General features: G+C 34.0%; 12 protein-coding genes and 2 tRNA genes. 2 read left to right on the top strand and 12 right to left on the bottom strand.

Going from position 1 to position 12,903, the window contains the following annotated elements:
* From B2R82_RS16900 to B2R82_RS16875, 5 genes are all read right to left on the bottom strand, one after another.
* Positions 1-409 (bottom strand): DUF4372 domain-containing protein (locus tag B2R82_RS16900; protein WP_286926039.1); only part of this gene is annotated, 409 nt, incomplete at its 3' end.
* 448 nt (positions 410-857) lie between these two features.
* Positions 858-931 (bottom strand) — tRNA-Arg (locus B2R82_RS16890).
* A 442-nt stretch (positions 932-1,373) separates the two neighbouring features.
* Positions 1,374-2,402 (bottom strand): hypothetical protein, encoded by a 1,029-nt coding sequence (locus B2R82_RS16885; protein ID WP_286926038.1) that lies wholly within the window; start codon positions 2,400-2,402, stop codon positions 1,374-1,376.
* Positions 2,403-2,544: 142 nt separating this feature from the next.
* Positions 2,545-3,570 carry a hypothetical protein gene (locus tag B2R82_RS16880; protein WP_286926037.1) on the bottom strand — a complete coding sequence of 342 codons (1,026 nt, stop codon included), beginning with the start codon at positions 3,568-3,570 and terminating at the stop codon, positions 2,545-2,547.
* Positions 3,571-3,590: 20 nt separating this feature from the next.
* Positions 3,591-3,743 carry a hypothetical protein gene (locus B2R82_RS16875; RefSeq protein WP_286926036.1) on the bottom strand — a complete coding sequence of 51 codons (153 nt, stop codon included), beginning with the start codon at positions 3,741-3,743 and terminating at the stop codon, positions 3,591-3,593.
* Between the two features lie 616 nt (positions 3,744-4,359).
* On the opposite strand from B2R82_RS16875, the gene B2R82_RS16870 reads away from it, so the two are divergent.
* A complete protein-coding gene (locus B2R82_RS16870) occupies positions 4,360-5,058 on the top strand; it encodes a hypothetical protein (protein WP_286926035.1) in 699 nt (232 codons plus the stop codon).
* A gap of 367 nt (positions 5,059-5,425) precedes the next feature.
* Here the strand turns inward: B2R82_RS16870 and B2R82_RS16865 are convergent, their stop codons facing one another.
* The 4 genes from B2R82_RS16865 to B2R82_RS16850 form a co-directional block, all read right to left on the bottom strand.
* Positions 5,426-6,616: a hypothetical protein gene (locus B2R82_RS16865; protein WP_286926034.1), complete on the bottom strand. Its 1,191-nt coding sequence runs from the start codon at positions 6,614-6,616 to the stop codon at positions 5,426-5,428.
* 181 nt (positions 6,617-6,797) lie between these two features.
* On the bottom strand, positions 6,798-7,340 hold the full coding sequence (locus B2R82_RS16860; protein ID WP_286926033.1) for a hypothetical protein: 543 nt from the start codon (positions 7,338-7,340) through the stop codon (positions 6,798-6,800).
* Positions 7,341-7,540: 200 nt separating this feature from the next.
* A complete protein-coding gene (locus B2R82_RS16855; RefSeq protein ID WP_286926032.1) occupies positions 7,541-8,521 on the bottom strand; it encodes a tyrosine-type recombinase/integrase in 981 nt (326 codons plus the stop codon).
* Positions 8,522-8,688: 167 nt separating this feature from the next.
* Positions 8,689-8,762 (bottom strand) — tRNA-Arg (locus B2R82_RS16850).
* An 850-nt stretch (positions 8,763-9,612) separates the two neighbouring features.
* Here B2R82_RS16850 and B2R82_RS16845 point away from each other — a divergent pair.
* Entirely contained in the window at positions 9,613-10,266 is a 654-nt protein-coding gene (locus B2R82_RS16845) for a hypothetical protein (RefSeq protein WP_286926031.1), read from the top strand.
* Positions 10,267-10,302: 36 nt separating this feature from the next.
* Here B2R82_RS16845 and B2R82_RS16840 read toward each other — a convergent pair whose 3' ends face one another.
* The 3 genes from B2R82_RS16840 to B2R82_RS16830 form a co-directional block, all read right to left on the bottom strand.
* On the bottom strand, positions 10,303-11,001 hold the full coding sequence (locus tag B2R82_RS16840; RefSeq protein WP_286926030.1) for a YqjF family protein: 699 nt from the start codon (positions 10,999-11,001) through the stop codon (positions 10,303-10,305).
* Positions 11,002-11,058: 57 nt separating this feature from the next.
* Entirely contained in the window at positions 11,059-11,223 is a 165-nt protein-coding gene (locus tag B2R82_RS16835) for a DUF2639 domain-containing protein (protein WP_286926029.1), read from the bottom strand.
* A gap of 106 nt (positions 11,224-11,329) precedes the next feature.
* Positions 11,330-12,790 carry a protein adenylyltransferase SelO gene (locus tag B2R82_RS16830; RefSeq protein WP_286926028.1) on the bottom strand — a complete coding sequence of 487 codons (1,461 nt, stop codon included), beginning with the start codon at positions 12,788-12,790 and terminating at the stop codon, positions 11,330-11,332.
* Between the last annotated feature and the right edge of the window lie 113 nt (positions 12,791-12,903).

The following is a 12,903-nucleotide window of genomic DNA, read 5'->3' as shown; positions in this document are numbered from 1 at the left end:
TGTTTAAGTTTAATGGCAGTGTTCTGGAATCAATGATTTTCAGTGGTGTTGTGGTTTTTCGCCTATGCTCAAAATTCATTTTCTCATGAATTTGCTCGACTAAGTCTAGAAAAATTCGTTGGAAAAACTCAGTTGGCACTTGGTTTAATCGCCGACCTAACTGCGAAAAGCTAATGGACTCTAAATACGTCGCTTTTTGTAAGTCATCTGATAACAGCGTGTCACTAATGGCACGTAGACTTTCGGTTTCATTTAGCTGCGCAAACAGTAATAATTTCAAGAATGAAGCGATGTGAAGCTTTTTTGTATAGTAATTTAATTGATGAATTTCAACTAATATCTCCATTTGTGTAGAAGAAATAGGTGAAAACCATTGTTCAAATGATGTTTTTCGTGTAAACTTATCCATGCTTATGTCCTTTATTTTGGATTTGGATGGTTTACTACCGCCCAACCATTATAAAGGCTTTTTTTATGTATGGATAATATTGCAGAAAATTCAGTTTTTTGAAGTATGTTGAATTATTTTAATGCGACGCTAGTGAAATATTATATTTAATCGAATTTATTATTTAGATGGTTTAAGAGGACTAGCCTGTTTAATGGTTGTATTTAGTCATTTCTTATTTGCATTTTACCCTGCTGCCCATATATTCAAGCTCGTTTGGGACATTCAAGTATTACCACAACAATGAATACTTATGGACATTTATTAGAAGAAACTGATCAAAGAGCCAATACTCATTTTGATAAAAAAAAGTGATTTGGGCACCTTCTGGGCACCAAATAACAAAATATGCATTTATACATAAAAATAAAAAGCCTTACAACCATTGTGGCTGTAAGGCTTAAGTTAGCGTCCCAGGAGGGATTCGAACCCCCGACCGACGGCTTAGAAGGCCGTTGCTCTATCCTGCTGAGCTACTGAGACAACACAGTCATACCAACAATTTGAGACGTTTTTAAACTCTACTAGGGATTCGGTCAAATTACGTTTTTAGACCGAAACTATCTTTGAACCAATGATAACATTATACAAGCCTATTGCAAAGCTTAGTTCGTTTCCTAGCAACTTCAATTCGTATGAGTGAAACAAGTCACATATCAATAGCAGGTTACCACCACGCCCCTGTCCTAATCCAATAACCGTTACTCTATCTTAAAACCCAATATCATACTCAAACTTAGGTTGTCATTTAGCTCTTCTTAAAGACTCGGCAAATCTATAATATAGTATGTAAAAAATTAGCTCTTTGTTGTGGTTATTCTCGTACGCTTGATTATTGTTTCTTTGTTAATGAAATTAAAGTACAAAAATATTATATCAAACTTAATTTAGAAACTTTTAAATCATGATTTTAAGAAAAACTAAATCAATCAAACAATTCACACAATTCTTTTTCTAAGCCATAACAAACCATTCTCAAATTATCTAAAATTTTAGATAAATCTTTATTACGAGTTATGTTATAATATTTTCTTCTATCAATTATCGTATCATGATATTGATTAATATCTAACAACTCTTTATTATTCCATAGTGTACCTGATAAATCCATTTCTACAAATGGTGCTGTAGCTAACCCATTATTATCAGTTATCATAGCTCTCATTTTCAAAGAGTTAAAAATTCTCCAGCATCTTTCATCTGCAGTAACAAATATCGGTACCTTTGTTCTATTAAAAAACTTATGTGTAACCAAATTTGGAAAAGTTAAATCTATTGCTGCATTCCAAATAGCATGAATTACTTCTTCTCTTTTTTTCTTCTGAGGGTGAATTAATTTTTTGGCTTTAGTTTCTCCACTTAATAATAAATGACCAAATAGAATATTTGCTCCACCTAAAACATCTAAATCTTTTTCTAAAAAATCTAGATATAATTTCATTTTTTCAACATTTGTCCACTTATCTTTTTCTTCTACAAGCAAATATAATTTTAGTAAACATGCATAATTCAAAAATAGTTGATTCTGAAATACCCCTTTTTGTTCTAACGCTTTCATTTTAGATGACTGTTTTAAACTATTATCTTTAATGGGAGCATCGAATTTAATCAACTTACTATGTTCTATCATTTGTAAATAATCCAAAGAAAATAAGTTACTTAATACATTAAAAGTATCAAAAAACTTGTCTTCAATAATTTCAAAATTACTTTTATTTCTTGATGATTCTTCTAACCCTAAATAAAAATCTACTTCTAAATCATTGTATTCAATTAAATACAACAGTTTTTTTAGTTCACTCCATATTTCTACTCTAGATGTTATTGTACTAGGCTCTTTATAAAAATCCCTAAGGTATACGCAAATATTGGAATCTAAAACTAATTCTATTTTATCATTCCCAATGTTATTAATAATTGTTTCTATATCATTTATATCCTCATGAATGAGCATCGAACTGTATAAAAATTTCATTTCATCACCTCTTCAATTATATAAATAATTATTAATTCCTTTTAAAGTTTATTAAGAAATAAGGCATGTTCTCTTAAAAAAAACATCTTAAAAGTATGATTTTATTAAAGGATGAAGATAATCACATTTTATCAAAAGCATACAAGTTTCTTAACTTTGAATTTAATAACCTATTGATAGCATTTTCCCCTGAAATTTCTCTAAAATTCTCTAGGCAATGTTCAATTGTAGTATCTCTATAACCTGTTACTTGTTTAACAAGAGAGGTGTCAATACCTTCTTTTATCATTTGGATAATAGCATATTTAGCCACTCCATCAGCAGTTATATTGCCTTTTATTTTAGTTAAAATATGAAAATTATTACTTATTTGAGAACCAATTTCACTTCCATCTTTCATAATAAATAAACTACTAGCACTACTATTTGATTTTTCAATAACCTTATCTCTTAACGTCAAATATTGCTTCATTTGTTTAGAAAAATTGTTTGGTAGATGTATCTCAAACTTATTAACACTTAATATATTCAATTCGCTATCATAATCATCAATTGAAAGACTTGTTAAAACATGATTCTTTAAACCTGCAAATAACACAAGCTTTGTAATTAAGGCTGAAATATACATTTGAATAGGGTTATTATGCTCGTTAGGTTCTTTACAAAGCATTTGCTCTAAATCAAATCCATTTAATATTTCATCACAAGCATTAAGCAGAACCTCAAACATGTCATCTGATATGATTTCTCTACTTTTTTCTTCTTTTAGCCCTAAGTCATCAATCTTCTTTTCAACATGGTCTTTTAATATATTAAAATTATCTTTGCTATCAAAATAGCGATTTTTGATACCCTCATTCGCACTTAGGTAGTCAAAAAATGTAAATACAACTACTTTATGCAACTCAACTGTACCTTTAAAATTCACTCTATTCTTCTCAACATAATATTCTATACTTTCGCAAATTACATCTGAATCTACACCTTCTAGATATGCTAAAAAGTTTTTATCGTTAACGCTTTTTTCTTCCATAAGGAATCTTAAAAACACATCTATCTTTCCCTCATATACTTTATGACTTCCCTCAAAACTTTTACTATCAACACGTTCATGTAAGAAGTTGATTTTTGTATCTAAAAGTGTCATACAAATGCCTCCATAATCATTCATATCCAAATCATACCATTTCTTTGAATCCCTTGTACATAATCAAAAATGGCATAAACACTTAGTTTATACCATCTATCTACTGAAGGTTGCTCTCGTATCGCTTCATTATCCTGTTGATGTGCGTGTAGTAGGTAGTTCCATTTCTTCATTCAACAACATCAAAATATCGGAAAATACCCCCTCTCTACTCCCACACGTGTAGCGCTCCAATCATCCATTTGACACGCCATTGTCCTTCTCTGACCAATGTGTCAACTCAACCTGTAACGACTTGTCACAGCTCTCCTGCGACCTTGAATAAGCCATCTGATAGCTTCATGACAGCTCACCTCAACTCACATAAAATCTATATTTTAAGGGGCAATCTGCTGTAAGTGAACATACAGAAATGCCCCCATAAATCAACCGTTTCTCATTGAATTGTTTCCTTTTTATGGTCTTTTAATCTAATCGCATCCACTATCGTAAAGACCCTAGTTCTTTCATGAAATTATCTATCTACCACTACACACTTTAGACGATGAAATAATTCCCCTTATGTACCTCTACTATTTGAATTTTTATTCAATTCGAGCATTGTATAGGAATTTTTCTGCATAGCACTGCACTTTATTGTTAAATAGCCTTCTAAGGTATTAGACCTTATCGTATCGTCTGCCGTAACAGTGTTTTACATTTGTTCCACAAAGGTTCTGAAACATGCTACAATACATAAGTACCAATAAATTCAATTTTTGGTATACATATTGCCATGGAGGTTTGATTATGAAAACTTGTTTTGTAGTTTGTCCAATTGGAGCAGATAATTCACCACAAAGAAAACGCTCCGATACAGTTTTAAAACATATTATTGAGCCAGTCTGTAAAGAACTTGAGTTTGAAGTAATTCGAGTTGACCAAATACATGGTGTTGATAAAATTGATACCACTATTATTAACCACTTAGAAACAGCAGAGTTGGTTATCGCAGATATGACTGAACATAATCCTAACGCTTTTTATGAAATTGGTTTCCGTCACGCTCTAAATAAACCCTTGATTCCTATTAAAGATGAAGATACTTCCATTCCATTCGATTTAGCAAATGTAAGAACAATCACTTACGCAACCAATGATTTAGAGAAAGCCGAAAATGCTAAAAATAGACTACGAGAAACAATTTTATCTTTCGGTATTCAAGAAGAAAGCCCTCAAGATAATGATGATTTAAAATACGATACACAAAATCACAACATAGTACCTTATCTTTTAAATATCCAAGATTCTATTGCTGAACTTAAAGATGTTGTTAAATTAAGAAATAATGAAATGCTAGAGCAAACAGTCGAATTAGCTATTGCACAAATTCAAAAAAATTCATCTAGTAGCCCTGAAGATAAGTTTTTGCAGATGTTTATGTCTAAAGCTTTGGAACAACCCGACAAAATTGAGGGTTTTATGAAAGTAGCAGAAAAATTTAAGTAAGTGAACTCATTTTGAAACTTCAGCTTAAAATAAATTTCATTGAGAATTAGCTTGAACATATTTAATGATGACGCCATTCAAATGACTTTTATGGAAGATGAACCCTCGTCTTTATTATTAAAAGCTCACAAGCTTATTAAACGGCTCTGTGAGTTTTTTCTATTGTTACTATAAGCTAACTCAAATTTGAATCTGTTCAACCTCGCTACACGCTTAATTTCATCTAAAAGCTTATTCTTGCTCTTACGCTTCTTGTATCATTAATCTTCGTATCACGCTGAATGGCTTTGTATGAACCCATAAGCATTGCGAAACAAACAATTTGACACAAAAAAAGCACACTCAACTTAATGATATGCTTTTTGCTTTAAAATGGTAACTGTGTCTCAATTTCTGCTTCATTATATGGAGAAACTGCAATCAAACCAACTGCCTCCTTCTCTTCCTCTGTAAGTAAGTCTTCATGAAAAGTTACTTGACCAAACCCACCTGAATATCTCCCGAAATACTCCAAACACCAATCAGGAAGCTTCACATCATAACCTTCAATCACTTTTGCAAGGATGAAGCTCCTATATCGCTCAAAAAAACTACTATCCAAATTTGATGAAGCTTCAATGTAATGCGCTTTTACACGCTTCAAAAGAATGTCTGAATAGACCTGTGTAGACAATTCTGGTGCAACTTTAACACTCTCTTTATTCAGAATACGAATAACATTTTTCTTATAGACAAGAATGTCACATTTCTTTTCCATATGCTCCAAAAAGTCTCTTTCTATTTCTTTGCGAAAACGCTTTTCTTTGGCTCTCATCTTTTGATAGGCGTTCAATGCGTATCTAGTATTATTTCTATAATTGAAGTCATCTATTTCAGACTCTATCTGTGCCTTCATAGCAGTATAACCAAATTCATCAACTTCATTGTTTCCTGTTTTGTCAGCAACAAAGTAACGAAATGATAATATTATTCTGTCGCTCTTCTCAAGTGCATTAAGAGAACTTGTTAAAATGTTACGATATGTATCTCGAATATAACCTCGAATGTACTCAGTGATTTGATGTGCGTAGACTAGCTTCGATTCACCAAAAATATTATCATGGATTATTTTCAAAATTTTTTTATGCTCAATTTCATTTGGATTTATCAGAGCATAATGTTGAATAAGCTCCGTTGTTGTAATTTCAACAGTATCTTTTTCATAATTCCAGTATTTTGGTTCTAGCTTGACAATGGTTCTAAGGATATGTTCGTCAAGAAGATTTCTGTCTTCTTCTCTGTTAGCCCCATTGCTTCTCCGACCATCTATACGTTCTGCTCGTTCGCTACGTTTCTCACCTAAAAGGAATCTGCGCTCTTTACCTTTTAGAATCTTGCCTTCTTCATCTGTTTTAAGTTCACAAGTTACATGAATTGTAAGAAAGTCTTTTATCAAAGCTTCTAGAACACTTGAATTATCAATTCTCCCTCTACGTTCATAGCTTTGTAACCTTTTCTCTGCTCCCTCAATACCTTCATCAATACAGTATTGAATAGCTTCTAATGTTGTTAATTCCAATTTAATCTGCTCCTTTTAGCTAATAGTCATTTTGCGAGATGTTCAACTACTAATAGTCTTTCTTTATATTAGTAATTGATTTTCTCGCTAATTAACTAGGCACATGAGATTCATTAGGATTAAGGAATCTCTTATTTTTTGTGCTGTCAGTGCCTAAAACTATTGCTAAAAAGAAATCTTTTTATTCGATATGGAATTTAATTTTTGCATCATTCTTAAAGCTTTCCTCAGCAAATTTATCCAATATTAAATCCACTAATTCATCATCTGTAAAATTTTTATATTCTTCCTTCCAACTATGCATAACTTTTAAAAACAGTTCTGGCACTATACGATGTTTGAAACGAACTAACTTTCCTTTAGTTATTGTTTCATCAGAACCGTAAAGTTTTCCCGCCTCTTTAATTTCCGAAATCTCATAGTCTTCATATACTTCATCAATCATCCCTAAAATATTTTCTAGTAACTTAAAATCCACTTGGTTAAATTCATTAAAATCAGCACTCCTTAGGAATCCGAATGTAATAAATGATTTAACAACTTCAAGAATCCTTTCGTCTTCAAAGAAAACTTTCTCCTGATTATTATATAAAGAATCGATTGCATAACGTAGAACTTCTGAATTACTTACATCTTTTCCCTGAAACAATATTTCCTTTAGCTTTTCGATTTTTTCATATGTCGCTTCATCAGTTCTAAATGTTATAGTCTTAGGTGTATTCATAAAAAGCATCTCCTTAAAATCAATCTTGTATTCATTTGTATTCTTTAGTATTCATATGTTATTTCAAAAACCCTAAAATGTCAATAAGTAGTTTAATATCCATTACACGAAGACTGAGTTAAGGACAACGGCTTAGTGCAAAATTAACCGCCTACATCAAAGAATCTAAATGAATCTAAGACATAGACAGCCATAATAATTTATAGATACTCCCTTAAATCTTTTGCCACTTCTTCCACATCTAAATCAAGGTATTGTGTTGTTACAGCCAAATCACTATGACCGAGAGCTTTTGAGATTAATGCTACACTCGCTCCCTTGTCATGTAAGTTCTTTGCATAAGCCCTTCTTATAGCGTGTGCATTGATATTCTCAAGTCCATAGCGCTTAGCATACTTAGTAAGTTGTTTAGAAATGGCATTGTTAGTTGACTTCGTGTTCAATGTTGTTGCCTTCAAGGATATAAACAAGTTGGCATTACTTTCTCCATAGTGTTCTCTAAGCTTGTCATTACATTGAATTAGTATTCGATATAAATCAATTAATTGGTCATCAATTGGTAACTTCAACACTTGGTGGTTTTTCAATATCGCTCCATCTAGCACAAGAACTTTGTTTCCCCAATCAATATGCGACTCTCTTAACTGCCCCAACGTGTTAATGCGAACCCCTGTCTTGTACATTGTTAAAATGGCAGTCACATCTCTTAGACCAATGAATGTAGTCTTATCAATTAGCGACACTAAGATAGCAATATCATTAGGCTTTGCTCCCCTTTTAACCTTCTTATCTACCTTCACATTGATTGATTCCCAAAAGTTTAAGCTCAGCCAACCATTGGTGGAACACTTGCCTAAGAACGATTTCAGAACTTTTAGGCGTGTTAGCTTTGTTTGATTCACTACCTGCATACTATCAAGCCATGAGTAAATTGTGTTTACAGTGATTTCTTCCAAATAGGTAACCCCTGCACTCTTTAAGAAGTTCATCAGCACTGTATCATAATCCTTAATGGTACGTGGTCTATAACCACTAACCTCCATTTGACTTATAATAGTTCTCACCGCTTCTGAAAAGAGCTTGTAACGAGCAGCCATTGACTTCTCCCCTTTGATAGAAGCGGTAAGCTCTTTAGTTGTCATTGAGAAATCTACATCAAATAACCCCGACTTTTTGGTCATAAAAAAAATCCTCCATTCAATTGAATTGGAAGATAATTTCGGTACTATATTCACGTAATTTCTTAGGGTAATAAAAAAGGGATTCTGCATCAGTGACCGAAGCCCCGACCGAATCCCTAGTTTCTCACAAATCCAATTGTATCAATGGTTTGTGACTGATTTTAGTACGTCCCAGGAGGGATTCGAACCCCCGACCGACGGCTTAGAAGGCCGTTGCTCTATCCAGCTGAGCTACTGAGACATGATGTCGTTTCTATATATTTCATATGAAGGACAATATTTATTATATGTACTTTATGGGGAAATGTCAACATTAATTTTACTTTGAAGGCAAGGTTTGCCTCATAAAGATTATTATATGAATTAATTAGTGACTTTATGCTACCTTTTTCATTCTTTTTGCTTGGATTGACCGTTTTTTTTTACTAAAATGATGAGTTGCAAAAACGAGAGTTATGATACCGTTTTGCAAATGCACAACAAGATACTCATGTTGTCAATGCTGATATAAGCAGAGAGTTAAGGTCAGTAAGTAGAGAACGATTTACTAGAGCAAAAATATTCTGCACTTTTTATTCCAACTGATGTAACAGAAGGTGAACCTCTGATTAATTTGTATAATATATATATTTTAATAAATAATGCGGGTAAGTTTCAATATAAATCTCCATAGGTTTAACATTAAAGGAATGAAATGATACAAACTAATTTAGCGAGTGCCTTTTTCCGTTAAGGTGATGAGATCTCTTGATGGTGCAGTTTTCTTCAGCCCCTATTCGTGTTGAAATGTCTGAATTTGAAGTAGAGGCTTATCGGTAACAAAATGTCGCATTAACATAACGGTCATATTGTATTTCACCAGGATAATTGAAACTGGGGATTATCAGCAGCTTCGTGGGGTTGGTCATGCGCAGCAATTATCTGGGTAATTGATCAAGCCCTCCTTTATTTAACTAACACTGCAAATAATTTTATAACAGACATTAATCTTACTGTAGATGGTATGAAGAATAATCGATTTTGCCTTCTATCATACTCGAAATTTTTAAAGAGTATTCTAAAGTAAAGGAAAAATAAAAAGGAGTGAATTATTGTATCCTTATTCACAAGGGTTTACCCTTAGTATGCTATATCCCGCTCCATACACTAATTATACGGCACCAGTTCGCCATTTTTTAAGACCGTCAAATGATTATCGGCGCTGTATAAGTAAAACTGAGGCTGACTTTATGGCGATGAATCGACTTCTCTGGATGGAGCATGTCAATTGGACGAGGATGACAATTATTAGCATTGTTTTTAATCTTCCTGATTTTCCCTTCGTGCAACAACGATTGTTGCGCAATGCGACTGACTTAGGCAATTGTCTACGCCCATTCTATGGTGATGCCATTGCTGATCATTATGCTACCTTAATAAAGGAACATCTTACTATAGCAGCACAATTAGTGACTGCTGCTGTTAAAGGAGATGCTAAAACAGCAGATGCTAAAGAAAAAGATTGGTATCGAAACGCTGATGAAATTGCTATATTTTTACACAGTATCAATCCTTACTTAAGCATAGAAGGTGTGCAACAAATGTTCTATACACATTTAGCGTTAACGAAAAATGAAGCGATAACCATGATACAAAAAGATTATCAAACAGATGTAAACATTTTTGATGAAATTGAGGCTGAAGCACTTGCTATGTCAGATATGATTGCCCAAGCGATTGTCCTCCAGTTTTGTTATCTCTTCTAGTCATAAAAACCAGATCTATTAACATTGATTTTTTTGTTAATAAATCTGGTTTTTCTGTTCAACAACAGGTGGAAAAATGTTCGCCTTCTTGCACTTTGCATAATGAACTATTGGTTGAGTCCTTTGGAGCATTTCATTCGTAAAAGGAGTTAGCGTGTTGCTTTCAATATTGATTTGCGCTTTATGAAGCTGCCAAGGTAAATGATGTATATCGATACGTAATAATACATTTTTCGATTTTGTCCATGAGCAATAGCGTTCTACTAACCACTTATCAAAGCTGCTACTAGGTATTTCACTAGGCAATGGTTTATAAGAAATCCTTGCTCTTTCCTTAAATTTATTACTATGGCTTGTAAAAAAGTAGCTATTATCCTTTAGTTGTAGTGCCATTTTTGCATAACGGTATTTTAAACCACCCATGGAAGCTAATTGTGCAACAAAGCGATTTGTCACATCTAAATTAAAAAAATAAATACCTTGCTTTCCCTTGTACGTCACATAGGTACGTATATTGAGCTGTACATAGGAATCAGTTCCAGGGAATGCTGGTAGCAATCGTAGTCTTTGTCCGTTTACTTTAAAAAACACTATACTAAGCCAAGCGTTTTGTTCAAAGAGATCTACTTTTAAATCTTTTGGGATTTGCTGCTCTAGTATAGAAGGAGGAACCGGCCAATGCAAAAACAATACATCCTGCCATGTTTGCGTTAAAATCCATGGTTTTCTCCACATCAAATCACTCCCTTCTGTAGAATCAATTCTCTCCTACAGAAGAGTAGTTCAAACATTTTATTTTTGATTCGTTTCTAGCGTTTCTTTTACAACAAAGCGATAATATAAATTGCGAAGCTCAGATTCTTTAAAAAGCCCTAAATGATTTTTTAATTGAGGGTGTACTAGGATTCCATGTTTACGCAATTCTTTAACAAACCAACCCTTTGAATATTTATACATCTAATCTAGTCTCCTTTAGCATTTATTCATACATAGGGTATGCGCTTGGATTCTAGAAGTGACCTTTTGACAAAATAAAAAAACGAAGGGAGTTCCCCTCGCTTAATTATGTGCCACAAAATGTACGATATGGCTGTGTAGATGGTGCTGGTAATGCTGCGTATTGTAATTGCTCATTAGAATGCTCGAACGGCTGCGCAAGGGCCTTTAATAATTTGTTCATAACAGTGTAGTCCCCATGCTCGACTACAGCCTCTAATGCTTCTTCTACACGATGGTTTCGTGGAATAATTGCTGGATTATGATTACGCATTAATTGGTGGGACATTTCCTTTGTTTGCGATTGTCTTGTTAATCGCTCAAGCCATTTACTATGCCACTCTTTAAATGCTGATGAGCTAAATAGCTGTGATTCGTCCCATCTTTCAAAGGTTAATGCAATAAATGTATTTGTATAGTCCGCTTGATATTGCTGCATAAGCTTAAGTAGCTCTTCAATAAGAAGCGCGTCCTGCTCTTCTTCATTAGAAATTCCAAGCTTTGCACGCATACCCGCTAGCCAGTGATCATGATACAATTTGGGATATTGTTGCAATGTTTCTTGAGCTAAGGTTATTGCCTCCTCTTGATTTTCATGAATTAAAGGTAATAATGTTTCAGCCAAGCGTGTTAAATTCCAGCCACCTATATTGGGCTGGTTGCCATATGCGTAACGACCTTGTCTATCAATGGAGCTGAACACTGTCGCTGGGTCATAGGTATCCATAAATGCACAGGGGCCATAATCAATCGTTTCACCACTAATAGTCATATTATCGGTGTTCATCACACCATGAATAAAGCCAACTAACTGCCATTTTGCAATAAGAGAGGCCTGCTTTCTGATTACTTCCTGTAGTAGATAAAGATAACGATTTTGAGCCTGATCTGCATTTGGAAAATGTCGCTCTAATGTATATTCTGCCAACATTTTTAGCTCCTCATCTGTTCCCCACTGTGCTGCAAATTGGAAGGTACCGACGCGCAAATGACTGCTGGCAATACGAGTTAGAACAGCACCCGGAAGTTCAGATTCACGGATAATTGTTTCACCTGTTGTTACAACAGCCAAGCTTCGTGAAGTGGGAATACCAAGTGCATGCATGGCTTCGCTAATTATATATTCACGCAGCATGGGTCCAAGTGCTGCCCTGCCGTCTCCGCCACGAGAAAAAGGCGTTCTTCCTGAGCCTTTTAGCGCGACATCAAAACGTTCATCATTTGGGGTTATTTGCTCTCCAAGCAACAGTGCTCGGCCATCGCCTAGCATATTGAAATGCCCAAATTGATGACCAGCATAGGCTTGAGCAATAGGATTCCCTCCAGCTGGAACCTTATTTCCTGCAAAAATCGCAACCGCTTCCTCGCTAGATAAGGCTTCAATCGTTAAACCTAATGACGAGGCAACCGCCTCATTTAATTTGACCAGCTTAGGAGCACGTACAGGGTTAAGGGCTAGTTCTGAATAAAAAATGCTAGCTAGTTGGACATAACTATTATCAAAATTCCATCCAAATATATTTTCCATACTCTCTCCTTTATTGTCTTTTATATTTATTTTTCCTTCATCATTAAAATTAATTCATAGTCAATTTTACCACTAAGAACACCTTCAAGCCGCCTACAAATTAAAAATCCGCT

The organism is Lysinibacillus sp. UBA6686 (genome assembly GCF_002455205.1).
Classification (GTDB): domain Bacteria; phylum Bacillota; class Bacilli; order Bacillales_A; family Planococcaceae; genus Lysinibacillus; species Lysinibacillus pakistanensis.
Note: the sequence above shows the minus strand (reverse complement) of the source record. Positions and strands in the feature narration are given on the sequence as shown.

Coding starts and splice junctions, on each gene's coding strand:
- B2R82_RS16885 (WP_286926038.1), bottom strand. CDS start 2,402: ATGCTCATTCATGAGGATATAAATGATATAGAAACAATTATTAATAAC.
- B2R82_RS16880 (WP_286926037.1), bottom strand. CDS start 3,570: ATGACACTTTTAGATACAAAAATCAACTTCTTACATGAACGTGTTGAT.
- B2R82_RS16875 (WP_286926036.1), bottom strand. CDS start 3,743: ATGAAGAAATGGAACTACCTACTACACGCACATCAACAGGATAATGAA.
- B2R82_RS16870 (WP_286926035.1), top strand. CDS start 4,360: ATGAAAACTTGTTTTGTAGTTTGTCCAATTGGAGCAGATAATTCACCA.
- B2R82_RS16860 (WP_286926033.1), bottom strand. CDS start 7,340: ATGAATACACCTAAGACTATAACATTTAGAACTGATGAAGCGACATAT.
- B2R82_RS16855 (WP_286926032.1), bottom strand. CDS start 8,521: ATGACCAAAAAGTCGGGGTTATTTGATGTAGATTTCTCAATGACAACT.
- B2R82_RS16840 (WP_286926030.1), bottom strand. CDS start 11,001: ATGTGGAGAAAACCATGGATTTTAACGCAAACATGGCAGGATGTATTG.
- B2R82_RS16835 (WP_286926029.1), bottom strand. CDS start 11,223: ATGTATAAATATTCAAAGGGTTGGTTTGTTAAAGAATTGCGTAAACAT.
- B2R82_RS16830 (WP_286926028.1), bottom strand. CDS start 12,790: ATGGAAAATATATTTGGATGGAATTTTGATAATAGTTATGTCCAACTA.